This window comes from Micromonospora sp. NPDC047812, assembly GCF_040704175.1.
In the GTDB taxonomy this organism is placed as follows: Bacteria; Actinomycetota; Actinomycetes; order Mycobacteriales; family Micromonosporaceae; genus Micromonospora.
In genome coordinates, this window is record NZ_JBEYRY010000002.1 from 912,611 (window position 1) to 934,868 (window position 22,258).

Here is a 22,258-nt window from a genome sequence, read left to right on the forward strand (position 1 = left end):
CGGGGGCCGGCACGCCGTGGCGTACCGGCCCCCGCGGGCGTGAGCGTCGGTCATCTGACAAATTCGGCGGCGCCGGTGGCCAGGTCGAGCAGCGGCGCGGGCGCGACACCGAGCACCAGCGTGGCGAGCACGCCGATCATCAGCGCGGCCGAGGTCAGCCCGCCGGGCACGGCGACGGTCGGCGTCGACTCGCCCGGCTCGGAGAGCCACATCATCACCACGACCCGCAGGTACGGGAAGGCCAGCACCATGCTGGTCAGCACGCCGGCGATCACCAGCCAGGCCTGCCCGCCGTCGAGCGCCGGGCCGAAGACCGCGAACTTGCTCGTGAAGCCGCTGGTCAGCGGGATTCCGGCGAAGGCCAGCAGGATGAAGGTGAAGATCCCGGCGTAGAACGGCGAGCGCCGCCCCAGCCCGGCCCAGCGGGACAGGTGGGTGGCCTCCCCGTCGGCGTCGCGCACCAGGGTCACCACGGCGAACGCGGCGAGCACCGAGAAGCCGTACGCGACCAGGTAGAACATCGTCCCGGAGATCCCGTCGGCCCCCGGCGCCAGCACGCCGACCAGCAGGTAGCCGGCGTTGGCGATGGAGGAGTACGCCAGCAGCCGCTTGATGTCGGTCTGGGTGACCGCCAGCACCGCGCCGACCAGCATGGTCAGCACCGCCACCACGCCGAGGACCGGGGTGAAGTCCCACCGGGCCCCGTCGAAGGCGACGTGGAACACCCGCAGCAGGGCGCCGAACGCGGCGACCTTCGTGCAGGCGGCCATGAGGCCGGTGACCGGGGTCGGCGCGCCCTGGTAGACGTCCGGGGTCCAGACGTGGAAGGGGGCCGCCGCCGCCTTGAAGAGCAGGCCGATGGCGAGCAGCGCCATGCCGGCGAAGAGCAGCACCGGGCTGGCCGGGGAGTTCGCCACGGCGGCGTCGATGGTGGCGAAGTCGACACCCGCCGGCCGACCCGGGACGCCCGCCGTGAAGCCGTAGATCAGGGCCACGCCGAACAGGAAGAACGCCGAGGCGTACGCGCCGAGCATGAAGTACTTCAGCGCGGCCTCCTGGCTCAGCAGGCGCCGGCGGCGGGCCAGCGCGCAGAGCAGGTACAGCGGCAGCGAGAAGACCTCGAGCGCGATGAACATGGTCAGCAGGTCGTTCGCCGCCACGAAGATCAGCATGCCGCCGATCGCGAACGTGGTCAGCGGGTAGACCTCGGTGAGGCCGTTCTTGCCCTCGGCCTGCCGCCGGTCGTCGGCCGACTCGGCGGTGACCGCGGCCTGGGCGACGAACGCCCCGCCCCGCTCCACCGAGCGCTCGCCGATGAGCAGCAGCGCCATCGCGGCGAGGACCAGGATCGCGCCCTGGAGGAAGAGCGTCGGCCCGTCCACCGCGATCGCCCCGCCGATCGTGATCTTCCGCTCGTCGGCCGCCAGCACCACCATGGTCAGCGCGGCGAGCACCGCCAGCAGGGCCATCGACAGCTGGACCACGTGCCGGAGCCGGCGGGGCACGAACGCCTCGACCAGCACGCCCAGCAGCGCGGCGCCCAGCATGATCAGGGTCGGAGCGAGCGCCGCGTAGTCGATCGACGGCAGTTTCAGCTCAGTCACTGCGCAAACCTTTCGTTCGCGACTGCGGGGCTCGCAAGCTCGCTCCTCGCGCTCACTTTGCCGCCTCCTGGACGGTGCCGCCCGAGGTCGGGGCGGGGTCGGTCCGGCCGACGTCCTGCATGGTCGCCTGCACGGCCGGGTTGATCACGTCGGTGACCGGCTTCGGGTAGAAGCCGAGCAGCACGATCAGCGCGATCAGCGGGGCGACCACGACCTTCTCGCGAAGGTTCAGGTCGCGCTTCATGCCGTCGATCTGGGTCAGCGCCGGGTTGAGCGTGCCCTGGGTGGTGCGCTGCACCATCCACAGCACGTACGCGGCGGCCAGGATGATGCCGAGCGTCGCGATCACCGCGACCGGCTTGTTCACCGTGAACGTGCCGATCAGCACCAGGAACTCGGAGACGAACGGCGCGGTGCCGGGCAACGCCAGCGAGGCCAGACCGGCGAAGAACAGCACCCCGGCCAGGAGCGGCACCAGCTTGCCGGCGCCGCCGAAGTCGCTGATCAGCGCCGAGCCGCGCCGGGCGATGAGCATGCCCACCACCAGGAAGAGCAGGCCGGTGGCGAGCCCGTGGTTGACCATGTAGAGCACCGCGCCGGTGCCGGCCTGGGTGGTGAAGGCGAAGATGCCCACCCCGATGAAGCCGAAGTGCGCGATCGAGGTGTACGACACCAGCCGCTTCAGGTCGTTCTGGCCGACCGCCAGCAACGCGGCGTAGATGATGCCGATCACGCCCAGCGCCAGCGCCCACGGGGCGAACCACTTGGCCGCGTCCGGGAACAGCGGCAGGCAGTAGCGCAGGATGCCGAAGGTGCCGACCTTGTCGAGCACGCCGACGAGCAGCGCCGCCGCGCCCGCCGGGGCCGCGCCACCGGCGTCCGGCAGCCAGGTGTGGAACGGGAAGAACGGCGCCTTGATCGCGAAGGCGAGGAAGAAGCCGAGGAACAGCCAGCGCTCCGTGCCGGTGGAGATGTCCACCTGGGACAGCGCCTGCCAGTCGAAGGTCTTCCCGCCGACGACCCAGAGGCCGATCACCGCGGCGAGCATGAACAGACCGCCGACCAGCGAGTAGAGGAAGAACTTCACGGCCGCGTACTGCCGCTGGTGGCCGCCGTAGCTGCCGATGAGGAAGTACATCGGCACCAGCATGACCTCGAAGAACACGTAGAACAGGAAGACGTCGGCGGCGGCGAAGACGCCGATCATCGTGCACTCGAGGACGAGCAGCAGGGCGAAGTAGACCGGCACCGACCGCTTGGACGACTCGGCGTCGTGCCAGGACGCCAGGATCACCAGCGGCACGAGCACCGCGATCAGCATCAGCATCACCAGCGCGATGCCGTCGGCCGCGAAGGTGAAGTTGACGCCCCAGTTCGGGATCCACACGTAGGACTCGCGGAACTGGAAGCGGTCACCGCCGACCTTGAAGGTCACCCACATGACCACCGACAGCGCCAGCACCAGCAGCGACCAGCCGAGCGCCACCTGCTTGGCCAGCTCCGGCCGGCTGCGCGGCAGGAAGGCCACCACCAGGGCGCCGACCAGCGGTGCCACGGTGAGCACCGAGAGGAACGGGAAGTCGGACATTATGCGGCCTTACCTCCGTCGTCACTGCGCGGTCCGCCGGTGACGGCCGCCTGGAAGAGGTCGATCACGCCAGCCACCCCGCCTCGACGGCCAGGAACGCCGCCAGGACCAGCAGCGCGCCGGTCAGGATCGAGGTGGCGTACGACCGGACGAAGCCCGTCTGGAGCCGCCGGAGCCGGCCCGAGCCGCCACCGATCCCCGCCGCCAGGCCGTTGACCAGCCCGTCGACGCCCCGGTTGTCCAGGTAGACCAGTGCCCGGGTGAGGAAGATGCCCGGCTTCTCGAAGACCGCCTCGTTTACCGCGTCGGTGTAGAGGTTCTTCCGGGCGGCGGTGACCAGCACCCCGGCCGGCTGCGGCGCGGTGGCCGTGCCGTTGCGGAACAGGAACCAGGCCAGGCCCGCGCCGAGGACGGTGACCAGCAGCGAGAGCACGGTGATCACCGTGTGCGAGAGCACCGCGTGGTGCCCCTCCTCCTGGGCGCCCAGCCCGGCGGTGGCCTCCAGCCAGTCCGGCACCGAGGTGGCGAGCAGGAAACCGGCCCCGACCGAACCCGCGCCGAGCAGGACCAGCGGGATGGTCATCAGCTTCGGCGACTCGTGCGGGTGCTCGATGTCCTCCGTCCAGCGCTTCGGCCCGTGGAAGGTGAGCACGAAGAGCCGGGTCATGTAGAACGCGGTGAGCCCGGCGCCGAGCAGCGCGGCCATGCCGAAGAGCCAGGCCGTCCAGTCGTCCCGCTCGAACGCGGCCACGATGATCGGCTCCTTGGAGAAGAAGCCGGAGAACGGGAACATGCCGATGATGGCGAGCCAGCCCATCATGAAGGTGACCCAGGTGATCTTCATGTGCTTCGACAACCCGCCGAAGCGGCGGATGTCGACCTGGTCCTTCATGCCGTGCATGACCGAGCCGGCGCCGAGGAACATGTTGGCCTTGAAGAAGCCGTGCGCCAGCAGGTGCACGATCGCCAGCGCGTACGCCGCGCCGCCGAGGCCGACGCCGAGGAACATGTAGCCGATCTGGCTCACCGTCGACCAGGCCAGCACCCGCTTGATGTCGTCCTTGGCCGCGCCGATGATGCAGCCGATCAGCAGCGTCAGCGCGCCGACGCTCACCACCACCAGCTGGAGGGTGGAGTTGGCCGAGAAGATCGGGTTCGAGCGGGCGATCAGGTAGACGCCGGCGGTGACCATGGTGGCGGCGTGGATGAGCGCCGACACGGGGGTCGGGCCCTCCATCGCGTCCGGCAGCCACGCCTGGAGCGGGAACTGGCCGGACTTGCCGGTCGCGCCGAGCAGCAGCAGCAGGCCGAGCACCAGCACCGTGGTCGCGGTCAGCGAGCCGACCCCGTTGAAGACCTCGTCGTACTGGGTGGTGCCGAGGGTGGCGAACATGATGAAGATGCCGATCGCCAGGCCGGCGTCGCCGACCCGGTTCATCAGGAACGCCTTCTTGCCGGCGGTGGCGGCGCTGGGCCGCTCGTACCAGAAGGAGATCAGCAGGTACGACGCCAGACCGACGCCCTCCCAGCCGAAGTAGAGCATCACGTAGTTGTTGCCGAGCACCAGCAGCAGCATGGCGGCGACGAACAGGTTGAAGTAGGCGAAGAACCGCCGACGTCCCGCGTCGTGCGACATGTACTCGACCGCGTAGAGGTGGATCAGGAAGCCCACCCCGGTGATCAGCAGCACGAAGACGGCGGCCAGCGGGTCGAAGAGCAGACCGAAGTCCACCCGCAGGTCGCCGACCGTGATGAAGTCCCACAGGCTCAGTTCGACCGACTTGTTCTCCAGGCCACGCAGCTGGAGGAAGTAGGTCAGGCCCAGCACGAACGCGGCGCCGATGGCGGCCACCCCGAGCCAGTGCCCCCAGCGGTCCGCCCGCCGGCCGAGCAGCAGCAGGACCGCTGCGCTGACCAGCGGAATCGCCACCAGCAGCCAGACGCTGCCCAGCAGCCCGTCCGCCGTCGCGTAGGCGACGGTGCCCACCGGCTCAGCCGGGGCGTTCGTCAGAATCGTTCCCACCGCAGGACCCCTCAGTACTTCAGCAGGTTGGCGTCGTCGACGCTCGCGGAGCGCCGGGTCCGGAAGATCGCCATGATGATCGCGAGCCCGACCACGACCTCGGCCGCCGCCACCACCATCACGAAGAACGCCATGATCTGGCCGTTGAGGTCACCGTTGATCCGGCTGAAGGTGACCAGGGTCAGGTTGGCCGCGTTGAGCATCAACTCGACGCACATGAACAGCACGATCGCGTTGCGCCGGATGAGCACACCGACCGCGCCGATGGTGAAGAGCACCGCGGCCAGCACCAGGTAGTAGTCCGGCGTCACTTGTCCGTCCCCTTCAGCGTGGTCTCCCGGTCGGTGAGCTCGCGCACCGGCAGGATGTCCGGGGTGCTCCGCTCGCTCAGCCGGCCGTCGGGCAGGCGGGCCGGGGTGGCCACCGAGGAGGAGGTCGCGAAGACACCCGGGCCGGGCTTCGGGCCCGGGTAGTTGCCCGGGGCGAAGCGCGCCCGCATCGTCTTCGGCTGGTCCATCTTGTCCTCCTTGCGCCGCTCGAGGTGGGCCAGGACCATCGCGCCGATGGCGGCCGTGATGAGCAGCGCCGAGGTGAGCTCGAAGGCGAAGACGTACTTGGTGAAGAGCAGCCGGGCGATGCCCTGCACGTTGCCCTCGGCGTTGGCCTGCTCCAGGCCGACCGCCGTGGTGCCCTCCAGCGCGCGCCACAGCCCGCCGCCGACCAGGCCGGCGAAGCCGAGCCCGAGCACCACCGCCGCGACCCGCTGGCCACGCAGCGTCTCGATCAACGAGTCCGAGGCGTCGCGGCCCACCAGCATCAGCACGAAGAGGAACAGCATCATGATCGCGCCGGTGTAGACGATGATCTGCACCATGCCGATGAACGGCCCGGCCTGGAGCACGTAGAACACGCCCAGGCAGAGCATCGTCAGCACCAGCCAGAGGGCCGAGTGCACGGCGTTGCGCGCCGCGACCATCCCGATCGCGCCGATCAGCGCCAGCGGGGCCAGGATCCAGAACGTCACCTGCTCCCCACCGGAGACCCCGCCCGCCGCGGCGAGCACCGTCTGCGTGGTCATGCTCCGTCCCCCTTGGCGGCCGCTGCCCGCTGGGCGTGCTGCTCGGCGCCGGGGAAGGTCACACCGGGGTGCTCCTCCACCTGGTACCGGCCCGGGTTGTTGGCCGAGTGCTCCGCGCCGGCCGAGGTGCCCGGGTTGGTCAGCGCGCCGACGTAGTAGTCCTTCTCGCTGTCGCCGAGCCGCATCGGGTGCGGCGGCTGCTCCATGCCCGGCAGCAGCGGCGCGAGCAGCTGCTCCTTCGTGAAGATCAGATCCTGCCGGCTGTCCCGGGCCAGCTCGTACTCGTTGCTCATGGTGAGCGAGCGGGTCGGGCAGGCCTCGATGCAGAGCCCGCAGAAGATGCAGCGGGCGTAGTTGATCTGGTAGATGCTGGCGTACCGCTCACCCGGCGAGAAGCGCTGCTCGTCGGTGTTGTCGCCGCCCTCGACGTAGATCGCGTCCGCCGGGCAGGCCCAGGCGCACAGCTCGCAGCCGATGCACTTCTCCAGCCCGTCCGGGTGCCGGTTGAGGATGTGCCGCCCGTGGTAGCGCGGCGCCGACACCGGCGGCTTGAACGGGTAGTCGGTGGTGACGACCTTCTTGAACATGTGCGAGAAGGTGACACCGAATCCCTTGAACGTTCCGGTGATCGCGCCCACGTCACACCTCCCTGGAGTCCGGGCCGGCGGCGATGTTGGCCGGCTCCCGCTCGGCGACCACGCGCCTCGTGCGCGGGCTCGGTGGTACCTGCAGGTCCATCGGGGGCAGCGGGAAGCTGCCGTACGGCCGGTCGTTGACCTGCTCCTGGACCGTCGGCTTCGGCTGCGGCTTGCGGCTCGGCCAGAGCAGCGTGGCGAGCAGCAGGATGCCGGCGGGGATGCCGACGGCGATCAGCTTGCTGCGCGAGTCCCAGTCCTCGATCGAGCGCAGGCCGGCCAGGACCAGGATCCAGACCAGGTTGATCGGGAGCAGGACCTTCCAGCCGAAGCGCATGAACTGGTCGTAGCGCAGCCGGGGCAGGGTGCCCCGCAGCCAGACGAAGACGAAGACCAGCATGACGACCTTGGCGAAGAACCACAGCATCGGCCACCAGCCGGAGTTGGCGCCGGCCCAGATGGTGGTGATCGGTGCCGGGGCCCGCCAGCCACCGAGGAAGAGCGTCGTGGTGACCGCGGACATGGTGACCATCGCGACGTACTCGCTGAGCATGTAGAGCGCGAACTTCAGCGAGCTGTACTCGGTCATGTAGCCCGCGACCAGCTCGGACTCCGCCTCGGGCAGGTCGAACGGCGCGCGGTTGGTCTCGCCGACGGTGGCGATGAAGAAGATGATGAAGCTCGGCAGCAGCAGGATCGCGTACCAGCCGGGGGCCGGGACCTCGAAGCCGGCGATGCTCAGCCGGGTGCCGTCCCCCTGGGCGGCGACGATCCCGCTGGTCGACATCGTGCCGGCGGTCATGAAGACCGCCACGATGCTCAGGCCCATGGCGACCTCGTACGAGATCATCTGGGCGCTGGAGCGCAGGCCGCCGAGCAGCGGGTAGGTCGAGCCGGAGGCCCAACCGCCGAGCACGATGCCGTAGATGCCCATCGACGAGCAGGCCAGCAGCACCAGCACCGCCACCGGCACGTCGGTGACCTGCAACGGCGTCCAGTGGCCGAAGATGCTCACCATCGGGCCGAACGGCACCACCGCCAGCGAGGTGACCGCGCAGATCACCGAGATGGTCGGGGCGAAGAAGAAGACGACCTTGTCCGCCGCCTTCGGCAGGATGTCCTCCTTGAAGGCCATCTTGAGACCGTCGGCGAGGGTCTGGAGCAGACCGAACGGGCCGGCCTGGTTGGGGCCGGGCCGCACGGCCATGCGGCCCACGACCCGCCGCTCGAACCAGACGCCGAGCAGCGTGGCGACCAGACCGAAGGCGAAGGCAAAGACGATCTTGATGAGGACCAGCCACCACGGGTCCCGCCCGAAGTCGGCCAGCGTCGGGTCCTGGGCCAGGTAGACCGCGTTCACTGGTGTACACCCCCTGCGTTGAGGAGCGGGCCCGGGCGGTCGGCCGCGTCGGCGGCGACCGCGGCGGCGGAGATCCGCACGACCGCTCCGGACGTCGCGCCGAGGCTGCGTCGCACGGTCGCGCCGGGCGAGTTGGTCGGCAGCCAGACGACGCCGTCCGGCATCTCGGTGATCGCCGCCGGCAGGGTCAGCGCCCCCCGGTCGGTGCCCACCGTCACCGGGTCGCCGTCGGCGACGCCGAGCGCCTCCGCGGTGCCCTTGCCCAGCCGGACCACCGGCGGGCGGGCGGTGCCGGCGAGGTGCTCGTCGCCGTCGGTGAGGCTGCCCAGGTCGATCAGCTGGTGCCAGGTGGCGAGCACCGCCTCACCGGCGCCCGGCTCCCGCACCGCGGCCGGCTCCACCGACGGGGCGGCGGGACGGTCGGTCCGGGTCCGCGGCAGCGCGCCCAGCTCGCGGCGGACGCTGAGCACGTCACCGGTGCCGAGCTGCACGTCGAGCTGCGCGGCGAGCGCGTCCAGCACGCGGCCGTCGGTCATCGCGGCGGTGTTCAGCACCGCCTCGAAGGGGCGCAGCCGACCCTCCCAGTCCAGGAAGCTGCCGGCCTTCTCGGCCACCGGGGCGACGGGGAAGACCACGTCGGCCCGGCGGGCCACCGCGCTCATCCGCAGCTCCAGGCTGACCAGGAACGGCACCTCGTCCAGGGCCGTCTCGGCCAGCCGCGGGTCGGCCAGGTCGGCCGGGTCGACCCCGGCCACCACCAGCGCGCCGAGCTGACCGCCGGCGGCGGCGGCGAGGATCGCGTCGGTGTCCCGGCCGGCCTGGCTCGGGATCACCCCGGCGGGGATGTCCCACGCCTCGCCCAGCTCGGCCCGGGCGGCCGGCTCGTTGACCAGGCGGCCACCGGGCAGCAGGTTGGGCAGGCAGCCCGCGTCGACCGCGCCGCGGTCACCCGCGCGCCGCGGCACCCAGGCCAGCTTCGCGCCGGTACGCCGGGCCACGTCGGCCGCCGCGGAGAGGCCGCCCGGCACGCTGGCCAGCCGCTCGCCGACGATCAGGATCGCGCCCTCGGCGCTGAGCGCCTCGGCGACCGTCGCGTGCTCGGCGAGCACGGTCGCCTCCTCGCCCGGCACCACCCGGGCCAGCTTGGCGCCGAGCTTCTCCAGGCCACGGGTGGCGAACGGCGCGATCGCGTACACCGTGAGCTTCTTCTTCAGGTACGCCTTGCGCAGTCGCAGGAAGAGGATCGGGCACTCCTCCTCCGGCTCCAGCCCGACCAGCACGACGGCCGGCGCCTTCTCCACGTCGGCGTACGTCACGTCGGTGACCCCGGCGACCGAGCTGGCCAGGAAGTCCGTCTCCTCGCGGGAGACCGGCCGGGCCCGGAAGTCGATGTCGTTGGTGTTCAGCGCGACCCGGGCGAACTTCGCGTACGCGTAGGCGTCCTCGACGGTCAGCCGACCGCCGGTGAGCACGGCCGTGCCCCGCCCGCCGTCCCGCGCCGCGCGCAGGCCCTCGGCGGCGACGGCCAGCGCCTCGCTCCACGCCGCCTCACGCAGCTCGCCGGTCTGCGGGTCGCGGACCAGCGGGGTGGTGAGCCGGTCGAAGGCGCGGGTGTACTGGAAGCCCCACCGCCCCTTGTCGCAGTTCCACTCCTCGTTCACCGCCGGGTCGTCGCCGGCCAGCCGGCGCAGCACCTTGCCCCGCCGCCAGTCGGTGCGCTGGGCGCACCCGGCCGAGCAGTGCTCGCAGACGCTCGGGGAGGAGACCAGGTCGAACGGCCGGGCCCGGAACCGGTACTGGGTGCCGGTCAGCGCGCCGACCGGGCAGATCTGCACCGTGTTACCGGAGAAGTACGAGTTGAAGGGCACGTCGCCGGAGTCGGCCGCGGCGTCGGCGTGGCCGGGGCAGCCCGCGTCCGGGTCGGCGCCGTAGTCCTCGTCCCGGTAGATGTTGATCTCCTCGGCGGACGACCGGCCCATCAGGTCGATGAACTTGTCGCCGGCGATCTCCTCGGAGAACCGGGTGCAGCGCTGGCAGAGCACGCAGCGCTCGCGGTCGAGCAGCACCTGCGTGCTGATCGGCAGCGGCTTCGGGTACTCCCGCTTGTGCTCGTGGAACCGCGAGTCGGCGCGCCCGGTGGACATCGCCTGGTTCTGCAGCGGGCACTCGCCGCCCTTGTCGCACATCGGGCAGTCGAGCGGGTGGTTGAGCAGCAGCAGCTCCATGACCCCCTCCTGCGCCTTCTTGGCGACCGGGGAGGTGAGCTGGGTGCGTACCACCATGCCGTCGGCGACGGTCTGGGTGCAGGAGGCGACGGGCTTGCGCTGCCCCTCCACCTCGACCAGGCACTGCCGGCACGCGCCGGCCGGGGCCAGCAGCGGGTGGTCGCAGAACCGGGGGATCTCGGTGCCCAACTGCTCGGCGACCCGGATCAGGAGCGCCCCCTTCGGGGCGGTGACCTCGACGCCGTCGATGGTGAGCGTGACGGTCTCGGTCTGCTTCGCTACGTCGGTCATTAGTGGGCTCCCACCAGCTGCTTGTCCGACAGCTTCGGCGCGGTACGTCCCTCGATGTAGTCGAGGTAGTCCTGCTTGAAGTACTTCAGCGACGAGGTCACCGAGCTGGTCGCACCGTCACCCAGACCGCAGAACGAACGGCCGAGGATGTTGTCGCAGGTGTCCAGCAGGGTGTCCAGGTCCTCGTGGGTGCCCTGACCGGCGAGGATCCGCCGGTAGACCCGGACCATCCAGTAGTTGCCCTCGCGGCACGGGGTGCACTTGCCGCACGACTCGTGGTGGTAGAACTCCAGCCACCGGTAGGTCGCGTAGACCGGGCAGTCCTGGTCGGAGAAGATCTGGGTGGCCGTGGTGCCGAGGATCGAGCCGGCCGCCGCCACCCCCTCGAAGTCCAGCGGCACGTCCAGGTGCTCGGCGGTGAGCAGCGGCGTCGACGAGCCACCCGGCGTCCAGAACCGCAGGTTGTGGCCGGGCTGCATGCCGCCGGCCAGCTCGATCAGCTCCCGCAGGGTGACGCCCATCGTGCACTCGAACTGGCCCGGGTTGGCGATCCGGCCGGAGAGCGAGTAGATCATCGGGCCGGAAGACTTCTCGGTGCCCATGGTCTTCCACCAGTCGGCGCCGCCCAGCACGATGTACGGCACGCTCGCGATGGTGCCGACGTTGTTGACCACCGTCGGGCTCGCGTACAGGCCGTGGGTGGCCGGGAACGGCGGGCGCAGCCGGGGCTGGCCCCGGAAGCCCTCCAGGGAGTCCAGCAGCGCGGTCTCCTCGCCGCAGATGTACGCCCCGGCGCCCGAGTGCACCACCAGCTCCAGGTCGAAGCCGGAGCCGAGGATGTTCCGGCCGAGGTAACCCTTGGCGGTCGCCTCCCGCACGGCGTTGCGCAGCCGGCGCGCGGCGTGCACCGCCTCGCCCCGGATGTAGATGTAGGCGCGGTTGGCCCGGATCGCGTACGACGCGATGATCACGCCCTCGACGAGGGCGTGCGGGTCGTGCGTCATCAGCGGGAGGTCCTTGCAGGTGCCCGGCTCCCCCTCGTCGGCGTTGACCACGAGGTAGTGCGGCTTGCCGTCGCCCTGCGGGATGAAACCCCACTTGAGACCGGTGGGGAAGCCGGCGCCGCCGCGACCGCGCAGGCCGGAGTCCTTGATCAACTGGATCAGGTCGTCCGGGTGCGCCTTGAGCGCCTTGCGCAGGGCCGCGTAGCCGTCGAGCTTCTCGTAGGTGCCGATCCGCCAGGCGTCCGGCGACAGCCAGCGCTTGGTGAGTACCGGCGTCAGCTTGGCCAGGGTCTCCGGCCGGGGAGTGGTCACTTCTGGACCCCCGTCTCGCTCGCGACGGCGGAACCGGCGCCACCGGTGCCCGTTCCCGCCTCGGCTTCCTTGAGGTTGCGCTCCTGCGACCCGGCCTCGTCGCCGGCGGGCTTGCCGTCACCGGCAGGCGCGTTGGCCGCCGCGCCGGCGGCCTCCGCCTCCTGCGCGTCGCGGGGAGCCGGCGCCGTGGTGTCCACCGGAACCTTGGTGCCCGGCGCGTCCGGCACGGCGGTCGCCGCGTCGGGCTGCCGGGTCTCGGCGGCCCGCACCTCGGGCGACTTGTCGTCCGGCGCCTTCACGTCCCGGGTGGTGCTGCCGGTCGCCTCGGCGGCGGGGGTCGGTGCGCCGGTGCCCGCGTTGCCGCTGGCCGTGGCGGGCCCGGCGCCGTTGCCGCTCGCGGCGGGGGCGGTCCTGGCCGGCTCGGGAGCCGGCTTCGCGGCCTCGCTCCTGGCCTTCGCCTCGGCGGCGGCCTTGTCGGCCTCGGCCTTGCTCCGGATCGGGGTGTTCGGGTCGAAGCCCGGCACCGAGATGCCGTGCTCCTGCGCCAGCCGCAGCCCCCGCAGGGTGGGCTCCCCCGGTCCGCCGTCGGCGACCGCGCCCTCCCGCTCGTCGGCGAAGCCGGCGAGCTGCACCGCCATCTCCTTGAGCGTGCAGAGCCGGGCGCCCCGGGTCGGCATCGGCCGGCCACCGGCGCGCAGCTCGTCGACGACGCCGCGCGCGGTCTGCGGGTCCACCCCGTCGAAGAAGTCGTAGTTGACGGTCATCACCGGGCCGTAGTCGCACGCCGCCAGGCACTCGGCGTGCTCCAGGGTGATCTTCCCGTCGGCGGTGGTCTCGTCGTGCCCGACGCCGAGGTGCTCGGCGAGGGTGTCGTAGACCTCCTGGCCGCCGAGCACGTTGCACATCGTGTTGGTGCAGACGCTCACCAGGTAGTCGCCGGTCGGCCGGCGCTTGTACATGGTGTAGAAGGTGGCGACCGCCCCCACCTGGGCCTTGTTCAGGCCCAGCACCTCGGCGCAGAACGCCACGCCGGCCGGGGAGACGTAGCCCTCCTCGGCCTGCACGAGGTGCAGCAGCGGCAGCAGCGCCGACCGGGACCGGTCGGCCGGGTAGCGGGCGATGATCTCCCGTGCCCGCTCGCGGGTCTCGTCAGTGAAAACGCTCATCAGCGTCGCCTTCCGTTCACGACCGGGCACGCCTTTGCCCGCGACTGCGGGGCTCGCTCCGCTCTCTCCTCGCGCGGGCGACTGGGGCTCGCAAGCTCACTCCTCGCGCTCACCGGTCACACCCCCCCATGACGGGGTCCAGCGATGCCCCACCGGCGATCACGTCGGCGATCAGGCCGCCCTCGGCCATCGCCGGGAGGGCCTGGAGGTTGACGAAGCTCGGCTCCCGGTAGTGCACCCGGTAGGGCCGGGTGCCTCCGTCGGAGACGGCGTGCACGCCCAGCTCGCCGCGGGGCGACTCGATGCCGACGTAGACCTGGCCCGGCGGCACCCGGAAGCCCTCGGTGACGAGCTTGAAGTGGTGGATCAGCGACTCCATCGACTGACCCATGATCTTCGCGACGTGCTCCAGCGAGTTGCCCATGCCGTCGACGCCGATGGCGAGCTGCGCCGGCCAGGCGATCTTCTTGTCGGCCACCATCACCGGGCCCGGCCGGAGCCGGTCCAACGCCTGCTCGACGAGCTTGAGCGACTCCCGGATCTCGGCGAGCCGGACCAGGTAGCGGCCCCACACGTCGCCGTCGGTGTGCGTCGGCACGTCGAACTCGTACGTCTCGTAGCCGCAGTACGGCATGGTCTTGCGCAGGTCCCAGGCGAGGCCGGCGGAGCGCAGCACCGGGCCGGTCACGCCGAGCGCGAGGCAGCCGGTCACGTCGAGCACCGCGACGTTCTTCGTCCGCTCGAGCCAGATGGGCTGCCCGGAGAGGAGGCTCTCGTACTCCTTGAGCCGCTTCGGCATCAGCTTCAGGAACTCGCGGATCTTGACGATCGCCTCGTCCGGCACGTCCTGCGCCACGCCGCCCGGCCGGACGTACGCGTGGTTCATCCGCAGGCCGGTGATGATCTCGAAGATCTCCAGGATGTACTCACGCTCGCGGAAGCCGTAGAGCATCATGTTGATGGCGCCCAGCTCCATGGCGGTGGTGGCCACCCAGACCAGGTGCGAGGAGATCCGGTTCAGCTCCATCATCAGGACCCGGATGGTGTTCGCCCGCTCGGTGATCTGCTCGGAGACCCCGAGCAGCTTCTCCACCGCCAGCGCGTACCCGGTCTCGTTGAAGATCGGGGCGAGGTAGTCCATCCGGGTCACGAAGGTGCTGCCCTGGACCCAGTTGCGGTATTCGAGGTTCTTCTCGATGCCGGTGTGCAGGTAGCCGACGACCGAGCGGGCCTCGCGGACCGTCTCGCCCTCCAGCTCCAGGATCAGCCGGAGCACGCCGTGCGTCGACGGGTGCTGCGGACCCATGTTGACGACGATCCGCTCGTCGTTGATCGGGTCGGTCCCCGAGACGACGCTGTCCCAGTCGCCACCGGTGACGGTGAAGACCTTCCCCTCGGTGGTGTCGCGCTCGGTGGCGTAGTTCGACGTGGTCACTGGTAGGACCTCCTCCGGTCCGGCGGCGGGATCTCAGCGCCCTTGTACTCGACGGGTACGCCGCCGAGCGGGTAGTCCTTGCGCTGCGGGTGCCCCTCCCAGTCGTCCGGCATGAGGATCCGGGTCAGGTTGGGGTGACCGTCGAAGACGATGCCGAACATGTCGTACGCCTCGCGCTCCTGCCAGTCCGCCGTCGGGTAGACCGACGTGACGCTCGGCAGGTGCGGGTCCTCGGCGGAGACCGCGGCCTCCAGCCGTACCGTGCGGCGGTAGGTCATCGAGGTGAGCTGGTAGACGACGTGCAGGCGCCGGGCGTCGGCGCCGAGGTAGTCCACCCCCGAGACCGAGGAGCACAGCTCGAAGCGGAGCGCCATGTCGTCGCGCATCACCTGGCAGACCTCGGCGATCCGCTCGGGGCGGATGTGCAGGGTCAGCTCGCCCCGGTCGACCACGACCTTCTCGACGGCGTCGGCGAAGGCGGGGTACGCCTCCTCCAGCGCGTCGCGGACCTCGTCGAAGTAGCCCCCGTACGGCCGGGGCGCGTCCTCGATGGTCCGCCGCTGGCGGACGAGGCCGCCGAAGCCGGACACGTCCCCGGAGCCCTGGTTGCCGAACATGCCCCGGCCGGCCGGGCTGGCCGGGGGGTACTCGGCGGGTGCGGTGCTGCTGGCACCGGCCGGCGTGACCGGCACCGGCACGCCGCCGTCGTCTTTCCTGTCCTGAGGCGCGGTCACTTCTGGACACCCCCGTGCTGGTGCAGGTGGTTCTGGGCCTTCATCCAGTTCTCGATCCGCAGCTGCTCCTCGCGACCCTCACGGACCGCCTTGGTCCACTCGGCCCGCCGGGCCTTGTCGCTGCGGTACGACGACGGCATCGAGCCGTAGGGGACGACCGGGACGTCGCCGCGCGCCTTGCGCGCCTCGAGCATCTTGCGGCCGTTCGGGCCGAGCGGCTCGTGCCCGATCTTCTCGCGCAGCTTGAGGACCGCGTCGATGAGCATCTCGGGCCGGGGCGGGCAGCCGGGCAGGTACATGTCGACCGGCACGATGTGGTCGACGCCCTGCACGATGGCGTAGTTGTTGAACATGCCGCCGCTGCTGGCGCAGACGCCCATCGAGATGACCCAGCGGGGCTCCGCCATCTGGTCGTAGATCTGGCGCAGCACCGGGGCCATCTTCTGACTCACCCGGCCGGCCACGATCATCAGGTCGGCCTGCCGGGGCGAGGCCCGGAAGACCTCCATGCCCCAGCGGCCCATGTCGTAGTGCGGACCACCGGCGGCCATCATCTCGATCGCGCAGCAGGCCAGACCGAAGGTGGCCCCCCAGACCGACGTCTTCCGCGACCAGTTGACCAGCTTCTCCACCGAGGTGAGCAGGACACCGGCGGGAAGCTTCTCCTCGATACCCATCTGAGGTTCCTCCCTCAGTCCCAGTCCAGGCCGCCGCGCCGCCAGACGTAGGCGTAGGCGACGAAGACCGCGACGATGAACAGGACCATCTCCACGAAGCCGAAGATCGGCAGGGCGTCGAACGAGACCGCCCAGGGGTAGAGGAAGATGATCTCGATGTCGAAGACGATGAAGAGCATCGCCGTCAGGTAGAACTTGATCGGGAACCGGCCGCCGCCGACCGGCTGCGGGCTGGGCTCGATGCCGCACTCGTACGCCTCGAGCTTGGCCTTGTTGTAGCGCCGGGGACCGGCGAAGCGGGCAGCGCCCACGGAGAACAGCGCGAACCCCGCGGCGAGGGCGAACAGCCCGATGATCGGTGCGTAAGGCGAGAGCGACATCGTTTTCTCCTGCTCGTCCTTCCCTGCCCTGGTCCTTGTCAAAAATCACACTATTCACGTCCCTCGCGACGGTCGTCGGCGGGGGTCGATCTCCCTTGTCCGCACCTGCGGTCATCACAGACCGTGGGCGGGGACGTCACACGGGGCTGCCTTCGTTCGCGACCGGAAGGGCTCGCAGGCTCACTCCTCGCGCTACACGGCCGGCGCCACTCTCGTCATCGTGTTGATGACGCGGTCCATCGCGTCCCCGTCGCGGGGGTCGGTCAGGTTGGCCAGCAGCTTGAGCACGAAGCGCATCAGCATCGGGTGCGGCATGCCGTGCTTCGTGGCCATCCGCATGATCTCGGGGCGGCCGATGAGCTTCACGAAGATGCCGCCGAGCCGGTAGTAGCCGCCGAAGCGGGCCTTCAGCTCCGTCGAGTACGCCGTCAGCGCACGCTCCCGGTCCGCGCCGGCCGGGCGCGCGAGCGCCTGCACGGCGACCTCCGCAGCCAGCTCGCCGGACTCCATCGCGTACGCGATGCCCTCGCCGTTGAACGGGTTGACCATGCCGCCGGAGTCGCCGACCAGCATCACGCCGCGGGTGTAGTGCGGCACCCGGTTGAAGCCCATGGGGAGGGCGGCGCCGAGGATCGGGCCCTCCGCGTTCGCCTCGTCGGTCATGCCCCAGTCGGCGGGCGTGTTGGCCAGCCAGTCGGTGAGCAGCCGGCGGTAGTTGGTCTTGCCGAACGCGGACGAGGAGTTGAGCACGCCGAGGCCGACGTTGACCCGGCCGTCGCCCAGCCCGAAGATCCAGCCGTACCCGGGCAGCAGGTTGTCGCCGCTGTCCTTGCTGCGCAGCTCGAGCCAGGACTCCAGGTAGTTGTCGTCGTGCTTGGCGGGCGAGCGGTAGTAGCGCCGGACGGCGACGCCGATCGGCCGGTCCTCGCGCTTGGCCAGCCCGAGGGCGAGCGGGAAGCGGCCGGAGACCCCGTCGGCCGCGACGACCAGCGGCGCGTGGAAGGTGGCGGGCTCCTTGCCCGGGCCGACCTCCGCCTCGACGCCGGTGACCCGGCCGTCCGGGCCCAGCACCGGGCCGGTGACGTTCACGCCGGTGCGCAGCTCCGCGCCGGCGTCGACGGCGCGCCGGGCGAGCAGGTCGTCGAAGTCGAGCCGGGTACGCACCAGGCCGTAGTTGGGGAAGCTCGCCAGGTCGGGCCAGTCCAGCTCCAGCCGGACGCCGCCACCGATGACCCGCAGGCCCCGGTTGTGCAGCCAGCCCGCCTCGGGCGAGGTGTCCACGCCCATCCGGATCAGCTGCCGCACCGCGCGCGGGGTCAGCCCGTCGCCGCAGACCTTCTCCCGGGGGAACTCGGTCTTCTCCAGCAGCAGCACCCGTACGCCGTGCCGAGCCAGGTGGTACGCGGTAGCCGACCCACCGGGACCGGCGCCCACGACGATCACGTCGGCGTCATGTTCCACCGCGGTCATCCCGCGCCTCCTCCCGCATGCTCGTGAAATGCTTCACAAGCCAGACGGTGGGAGTCTATGACCGACGTCATGACCACGCCGGATCAGGGGTACCTAACTTGCCGGGGACACGTCGGCCGAGGTCGGAGGCGGGGTGCCGGGGCGGGGCTCAGTGCCGGGCGGAGGCGGCCGGGTCCAGGCCGGCGTCGTGGCGGATCGTCTCCGGCAGGTGCTCGCGCAGCGCGCCGCCGGCGGCGCGGTCCAGGGCGGCCAGCACCTCGGCCACGACCTGACGGACGTCGGCGGGATCCGCGCCGGCCAGCTCCTTGAGCTGGGCGATGAGTTCGGTCGCGTCGTCGTCGGTGGCCTCCGCGCCGACCGCCTGGTGTCGTCCCGTCATGGGGGCGAGCTTACGGAACAAAGTGGAGCAAAAACGGATACTTACGAAAAAGACGCCGGATCGGCCTAGGCGCGGACCGCGCGGTGCAGCGCCGCGATCCCGCCGGTCAGGTTGCGCCAGGCCACCCGGCCCCAGCCCGCCGCGCCGATCCGCGCGGCCAGGGCCGGCTGGTCGGGCCACGCCCGGATCGACTCCGCCAGGTAGACGTACGCGTCGGGGTTGCTGGAGACGGCGCGGGCCACGCTCGGCAGCGAACGCATCAGGTACGACAGGTAGACGGTGCGGAACGCCGGGTTCACCGGGGTGCTGAACTCGCACACCACCAGCCGGCCGCCCGGCCTGGTGACCCGGGCCAGCTCCCGCAGGGCGGCGTCGGTGTCGTTCACGTTGCGCAGCGCGAAGGAGATGGTCACCGCGTCGAAGCTGGCGTCGGCGAAGGGCAGCTTCAACGCGTCCCCGGCCAGCAGCGGCACCTGGGGACGGGTGCGCTTGCCGACGCGCAGCATGCCGAGGGACAGGTCGGCGCCCACCGCGTACGCGCCCGACTGGGCCAACTCCTCGGTGGAGACGCCGGTGCCGGCACCCACGTCGAGCACCCGCTCACCCGGCCGCAGGTCGAGCGCGGTCCGGGTGGCCCGGCGCCAGAACCGGTCCTGCCCGAAGGAGAGGACGGTGTTGGTCAGGTCGTAGCGAGCCGCCACGCCGTCGAACATCGCGGCGACCTCGTGCGGCTGCTTGTCCAGGTTGGCGCGCTGGCCCTGCGGGGTACGGCTCACCCCTCCACTCTGCCAGCCCGGCCCACCCGGGCGGTGGGTGGGTCGACCGCCGGTCATGGACGCCACACGTGAAGCGGCGGCGGGGAGAACCGGGCCGGACAGGCCAGGGGGCGGGATGGTCGCCCATCCCGCCCCCTGTGGTCGTACGTCAGTCGGTCGACTTCTCGTCGCCGGGCGCCACCAGGACGACCCTGCGCCGCCGCGAGAGCAGCAGCAGCGCGCCGCCGGCCAGCAGCACGGCCGCGCCGATGCCGCCGATGAGGCCGACCTGCACGCCGGTCACCGGCAGCCCGCCGTCGCCGCCACCGCCACCGCCGCCCGGGGTCGTGGTCGGGACCGCCGTGGGACCGCCGGTCGGGGTGGCCGTCGGCGCCACGGTCGGCGTCGGCGTCGGGCTCGGCTGCGCCGAGAGGTCGACGAAGGCCTCGAAGACCGTGTGGTTGTCCGCCGTGTCGACCTCGGAGAAGGCCTTCCGCTGCGCCTGGCCGGCGAACTGCGGCTCCTCCTCCGACTCGCCCTCGGCGGCGTCCAGCCCGTACGCGAAGAGGTCGCCCTCGCGCAGCACCGGCTCGGTCACGTCGTCGCCCACCTTCACCGTCACGTCGGCGGTGTAGTACTGCCCCCGGCGGACGACCGCGCCGGCGTCCTCGCAGAACGCCTGCTCCTTGCCGAGGAACACCTGCGTGACGCAGCCCTGCGGCACCGTCACGAAGCTCACACCGGGCGGGAGGGTGATGCCGTAGAAGATGCCGGTGGCGGGCCGGCTGCCGTCGTTGTAGACCGCCCAGTCCAGCGGGACGCTCTCGCCCCGGCGCACCGGCCTGAGGTCCGGCTCGTCGGCCACCGCGCCGTTGACCACGACGCCAGCCTGGACGTCCTGCACCCAGGCGGTGAGGTCGTAGCCGGGCTTCGTCACGGTGACCGGCACCTCGACGACCTCGTCACCGAGGTCGCTCTCGGGCGTCGTGGTGGCGACGCCGACGATCAGCGTGCCGCCGTCGCCCCGGCCGCCGGTGCTGAACAGCGGCACGCCGAAGTCCTTGCTGGTGCCGGCGGGCAGGTCGCCGAGGGAGCACTGGTAGAGGTAGCTCTCGATGGCCCGGCAGCCCTCGGGCACCAGGAAGCCGACGCGCTTCTTCTTGAGTTCCCGGGTGTTCACCCGGTACGAGACGTCCTCCGCCGTGGCCGTGCCGGCGTTGGTGACGGTGAACTTGAACGGCTTGCTCCGGGCCGCGTCGACACCCTTCGCGAGCTGGGTGCTGATCGGGATCACGGCGAGGTCCGGCCCGTCGGCGGCCCGGGCGGGTACGGCGACGGCGGTCAGGCCACCCGCCGCGAGGAGTGCCACGGCACCGGCGCGGGCCAGGGCCGAGCGATGGAACAGGGTCATCGGTCCCCCGGGGGGTTAGGGAAAGAACGGATGGTTGCGGAACCCGGCCGGACGCTATCGAAGGCCGATGCGGCGCGCCAGCAGGGAGATCGTGTTTCATCCGTCCGGCCGACCGGGTCGGACGGACGGCCCGACGCACAGCGGGGGCGGGATGGTCACCCATCCCGCCCCCGCTGCCGTGCGTTATGTGAACGACCCTCGCGGGTCGGTGGAGGACGACCGTCAGGCCGTCGGCTTCTCGTCGCGCGGGGTCACCAGGACGACCCGGCGACGCCGCGCCACCATGAACATGGCCGCGCCCGCGACCAGGACCACGGCGCCGATGCCGCCGATCAGGGTGGTCTGCGCACCGGTGACCGGCAGGCCGCCGTCGTCGTCACCGCCGCCGCCCGCGCCGCCCTTGGCCGCGACGATCACCGCGTAGCCGTCGGAGTTGTCGGTGGCGTCCACATCGGTGGCCTGCAGGCCGGTGACGTTCTCCGGCAGGGCCGCGGTCGCCCGCATCCGGCTGGGCGCGGTGCCGACCGGCTCGACGCTGACCAGGCCACCCTTGAGGGCGCCCGGCTTCACGTCCGCCGCCACGTCGAACAGGTGGTAGAAGCCGTAGGCCGAGTAGAGCTTGTCGTCGTCGTTGGTGTCCTCGTCCTGCGGGATCAGGCCGAAGTTGGCGTAGGTGCAGGTGAAGGTGGACTTGTCGGCCGCGTACTCGCAGCTCGGCTCCACCTCGGTCGGGGTGACGCCCTTCGGCAGCTTGATGCTGATCTTGAGACCGGCGGCGGCCACGTCACCCTGGTTGCTGATGAAGTAGGTCAGCGCCGACCGGCCGCCCGCGTGCAGGTCGCCGGAGTAGACCGGGTTGCCGTCGACGACCTTCACGGCCTGCTTGACGTCCTCGGCGACGACCGAGAGGTCCGGCCCGCTGGCGTCCGAGAGGTCCAGCGTGGCGGTCTTGGTGTTGTTCGCCGCGTTGGTGTCGTCCTTCGAGACGAGCTTGAAGGAGAGGGGCGCCTGGTAGGTGCCCTCGGCCTCGAACTTGAAGAGGACGATCGGCAGGTCGGTGGTCTCGCCCGGGCCCGGCAGGCCCTTCTCCGTCGCGTAGCAGACGAAGGCGGTCGGCTTCTCCCCGGTGCCCTCCATGTCGCAGCCGTCCTCGACGGCCGGCACGGCGACGACCTTGTCGAAGTCGACCTTGGACACGTCCACCCGCACGGCCAGCTCGCTCGGGGTGTTCTTGCCGAGGTTGGTCACCTTGGCGTAGGCCAGCTTGCCCTGCGCGTTGGCGGCGACCCGCGTGCCGGCCACGTCGATCGCGAGGTCCGTCTCCGTGCCCGAGGCGTGGGCCGGGCTACCGAGAGCGGTCAACGCGCCGGAGGCGAGCAGCGCGCCGGCACCGATACGCGCCAGCGAGCGGTTACGGAAGATCATGGAAAAGTTCCCCCCGTTGGGGTGAAGGAAAGGTACGGCCGCGGACGTTAGCGGTAAGCGATCACGCTCGCCACCCCCCAGGTCGGGCGTGTTGAACAGTGCGGCTAAGAATCACTTAAGGAATGCCCGGATTGATATGGCTTGCTGCCCCGGCCACGTCGCAGCCGGCTCCGAACGGCAACCTAATTGAGATCAACGGCCCACGGGAATTCACCCGATCGGTCGGCCGGCGACGCCATTCACAGTCACGCTCCGTACGCCGACGGTCCACACAGCGGCCCACGTACGACGACACCCCACCGCCGG

General features: G+C 71.0%; 19 protein-coding genes. All 19 read right to left on the reverse strand.

Annotated features, from left to right (window positions below):
* Positions 1-50 precede the first annotated feature (50 nt).
* The 19 genes from nuoN to AB0883_RS12090 all read right to left on the reverse strand — a co-directional run bounded on the left by nuoN (position 51) and on the right by AB0883_RS12090 (position 21,952).
* On the reverse strand, positions 51-1,604 hold the full coding sequence (gene nuoN, locus AB0883_RS12000) for an NADH-quinone oxidoreductase subunit NuoN (RefSeq protein ID WP_366641200.1): 1,554 nt from the start codon (positions 1,602-1,604) through the stop codon (positions 51-53).
* Positions 1,605-1,656: 52 nt separating this feature from the next.
* On the reverse strand, positions 1,657-3,192 hold the full coding sequence (locus AB0883_RS12005; RefSeq protein WP_366641201.1) for an NADH-quinone oxidoreductase subunit M: 1,536 nt from the start codon (positions 3,190-3,192) through the stop codon (positions 1,657-1,659).
* Between the two features lie 64 nt (positions 3,193-3,256).
* Positions 3,257-5,215, reverse strand: coding sequence for an NADH-quinone oxidoreductase subunit L (nuoL, locus tag AB0883_RS12010; protein ID WP_366641202.1), 1,959 nt, complete (start codon positions 5,213-5,215; stop codon positions 3,257-3,259).
* 11 nt (positions 5,216-5,226) lie between these two features.
* A complete protein-coding gene (nuoK, locus tag AB0883_RS12015) occupies positions 5,227-5,526 on the reverse strand; it encodes an NADH-quinone oxidoreductase subunit NuoK (protein WP_089002424.1) in 300 nt (99 codons plus the stop codon).
* Complete coding sequence (locus AB0883_RS12020; RefSeq protein WP_366641203.1) at positions 5,523-6,293, reverse strand: NADH-quinone oxidoreductase subunit J; 771 nt, start codon at positions 6,291-6,293, stop codon at positions 5,523-5,525. Before AB0883_RS12020 ends, nuoK begins: the two co-directional genes overlap by 4 nt.
* Positions 6,290-6,931 (reverse strand): NADH-quinone oxidoreductase subunit NuoI, encoded by a 642-nt coding sequence (gene nuoI, locus AB0883_RS12025; protein ID WP_121397080.1) that lies wholly within the window; start codon positions 6,929-6,931, stop codon positions 6,290-6,292. Before nuoI ends, AB0883_RS12020 begins: the two co-directional genes overlap by 4 nt.
* 1 nt (position 6,932) lies before the next feature.
* The gene (nuoH, locus tag AB0883_RS12030; RefSeq protein ID WP_366641204.1) at positions 6,933-8,288 is read right to left on the reverse strand and encodes an NADH-quinone oxidoreductase subunit NuoH; all 1,356 of its coding nucleotides are present in this window, start codon (positions 8,286-8,288) and stop codon (positions 6,933-6,935) included.
* Positions 8,285-10,804: an NADH-quinone oxidoreductase subunit G gene (locus AB0883_RS12035; RefSeq protein WP_366641205.1), complete on the reverse strand. Its 2,520-nt coding sequence runs from the start codon at positions 10,802-10,804 to the stop codon at positions 8,285-8,287. Before AB0883_RS12035 ends, nuoH begins: the two co-directional genes overlap by 4 nt.
* Positions 10,804-12,120, reverse strand: coding sequence for an NADH-quinone oxidoreductase subunit NuoF (nuoF, locus tag AB0883_RS12040; RefSeq protein WP_121397083.1), 1,317 nt, complete (start codon positions 12,118-12,120; stop codon positions 10,804-10,806). Before nuoF ends, AB0883_RS12035 begins: the two co-directional genes overlap by 1 nt.
* On the reverse strand, positions 12,117-13,289 hold the full coding sequence (nuoE, locus tag AB0883_RS12045; protein ID WP_366641717.1) for an NADH-quinone oxidoreductase subunit NuoE: 1,173 nt from the start codon (positions 13,287-13,289) through the stop codon (positions 12,117-12,119). Before nuoE ends, nuoF begins: the two co-directional genes overlap by 4 nt.
* A gap of 106 nt (positions 13,290-13,395) precedes the next feature.
* Positions 13,396-14,721, reverse strand: a complete 1,326-nt coding sequence (locus AB0883_RS12050; RefSeq protein WP_366641206.1) for an NADH-quinone oxidoreductase subunit D — start codon at positions 14,719-14,721, stop codon at positions 13,396-13,398.
* A complete protein-coding gene (locus AB0883_RS12055) occupies positions 14,718-15,455 on the reverse strand; it encodes an NADH-quinone oxidoreductase subunit C (protein WP_121397086.1) in 738 nt (245 codons plus the stop codon). Before AB0883_RS12055 ends, AB0883_RS12050 begins: the two co-directional genes overlap by 4 nt.
* Entirely contained in the window at positions 15,452-16,132 is a 681-nt protein-coding gene (locus AB0883_RS12060) for an NADH-quinone oxidoreductase subunit B family protein (protein ID WP_366641207.1), read from the reverse strand. The genes AB0883_RS12055 and AB0883_RS12060 overlap by 4 nt, the downstream gene beginning before the upstream one ends.
* Before the next feature lie 14 nt (positions 16,133-16,146).
* A complete protein-coding gene (locus tag AB0883_RS12065; protein ID WP_091099323.1) occupies positions 16,147-16,512 on the reverse strand; it encodes an NADH-quinone oxidoreductase subunit A in 366 nt (121 codons plus the stop codon).
* A 192-nt stretch (positions 16,513-16,704) separates the two neighbouring features.
* Positions 16,705-17,982, reverse strand: a complete 1,278-nt coding sequence (locus tag AB0883_RS12070; protein ID WP_366641208.1) for a geranylgeranyl reductase family protein — start codon at positions 17,980-17,982, stop codon at positions 16,705-16,707.
* A 148-nt stretch (positions 17,983-18,130) separates the two neighbouring features.
* Positions 18,131-18,361, reverse strand: coding sequence for a hypothetical protein (locus AB0883_RS12075; protein WP_121397089.1), 231 nt, complete (start codon positions 18,359-18,361; stop codon positions 18,131-18,133).
* A 65-nt stretch (positions 18,362-18,426) separates the two neighbouring features.
* Positions 18,427-19,137: a demethylmenaquinone methyltransferase gene (locus tag AB0883_RS12080; protein WP_366641209.1), complete on the reverse strand. Its 711-nt coding sequence runs from the start codon at positions 19,135-19,137 to the stop codon at positions 18,427-18,429.
* 148 nt (positions 19,138-19,285) lie between these two features.
* Entirely contained in the window at positions 19,286-20,527 is a 1,242-nt protein-coding gene (locus tag AB0883_RS12085; protein WP_366641210.1) for a cell wall anchor protein, read from the reverse strand.
* A 222-nt stretch (positions 20,528-20,749) separates the two neighbouring features.
* Positions 20,750-21,952 carry an LPXTG cell wall anchor domain-containing protein gene (locus AB0883_RS12090; protein ID WP_366641211.1) on the reverse strand — a complete coding sequence of 401 codons (1,203 nt, stop codon included), beginning with the start codon at positions 21,950-21,952 and terminating at the stop codon, positions 20,750-20,752.
* Positions 21,953-22,258: the final 306 nt, after the last annotated feature.

Coding starts and splice junctions, on each gene's coding strand:
- AB0883_RS12005 (WP_366641201.1), bottom strand. CDS start 3,192: ATGTCCGACTTCCCGTTCCTCTCGGTGCTCACCGTGGCACCGCTGGTC.
- AB0883_RS12020 (WP_366641203.1), bottom strand. CDS start 6,293: ATGACCACGCAGACGGTGCTCGCCGCGGCGGGCGGGGTCTCCGGTGGG.
- AB0883_RS12035 (WP_366641205.1), bottom strand. CDS start 10,804: ATGACCGACGTAGCGAAGCAGACCGAGACCGTCACGCTCACCATCGAC.
- AB0883_RS12060 (WP_366641207.1), bottom strand. CDS start 16,132: ATGGGTATCGAGGAGAAGCTTCCCGCCGGTGTCCTGCTCACCTCGGTG.
- AB0883_RS12065 (WP_091099323.1), bottom strand. CDS start 16,512: ATGTCGCTCTCGCCTTACGCACCGATCATCGGGCTGTTCGCCCTCGCC.
- AB0883_RS12070 (WP_366641208.1), bottom strand. CDS start 17,982: ATGACCGCGGTGGAACATGACGCCGACGTGATCGTCGTGGGCGCCGGT.
- AB0883_RS12075 (WP_121397089.1), bottom strand. CDS start 18,361: ATGACGGGACGACACCAGGCGGTCGGCGCGGAGGCCACCGACGACGAC.
- AB0883_RS12085 (WP_366641210.1), bottom strand. CDS start 20,527: ATGACCCTGTTCCATCGCTCGGCCCTGGCCCGCGCCGGTGCCGTGGCA.
- AB0883_RS12090 (WP_366641211.1), bottom strand. CDS start 21,952: ATGATCTTCCGTAACCGCTCGCTGGCGCGTATCGGTGCCGGCGCGCTG.